At 58.4% G+C, this 512-nt stretch carries 1 protein-coding gene; it reads right to left on the reverse strand.

The features are described 5' to 3' along the window. Positions 1–189: 189 nt before the first annotated feature. A partial coding sequence (locus tag J5M71_RS27215) for an NUDIX domain-containing protein (protein ID WP_207838635.1) occupies positions 190–512 on the reverse strand: 323 nt, incomplete at its 5' end.

Raw genomic sequence — 512 nt, forward strand, 5'->3', positions numbered from 1 at the left:
GAATGGGCGAGGGCGGAGATCATCATCGTTGAAGGCATCAACTCAATTTAAGCCACACTGATGATCGTTCCCACGCTCCGCGTGGGAATGCAGCCCGGGACGCTCTGCGTCCCATCCAAAGCCGAACGCGGAGCGTCCGTTGAGGCATTCCCACGCAGAGCGTGGGAACGATCAGGGGACATGTGATTTTTAGCGCATGAAATGGATCTTGCCGCTGTCATCATTGCCCATGTAAATCCCGTAAACCCCAGCCTGGCGCTCTTCGATATAGCGCTCGAGGATCTGCCGGATCGCCGGGTAGTAGATCTGCTCCCACGGAATCTCTTCCGGGGCGAAGAACTTGTAATCCATGGTCTCCGGCCCGTACTGCCCGGTGATCTCCAGGGCGATGGCGCGGAATATGATGTACACCTCGCTGATTTTCGGCACGCTGAAGATCGAATACGGCGAGACGATTTCCGCGCGCACGCCGCTTTCTTCCCAGACTTCGCGCAGCGCCGCCTGCTCGGTGG

It is taken from the genome of Pseudomonas sp. 43(2021), from assembly GCF_017490805.1.
Classification (GTDB): Bacteria; Pseudomonadota; Gammaproteobacteria; order Pseudomonadales; family Pseudomonadaceae; genus Aquipseudomonas.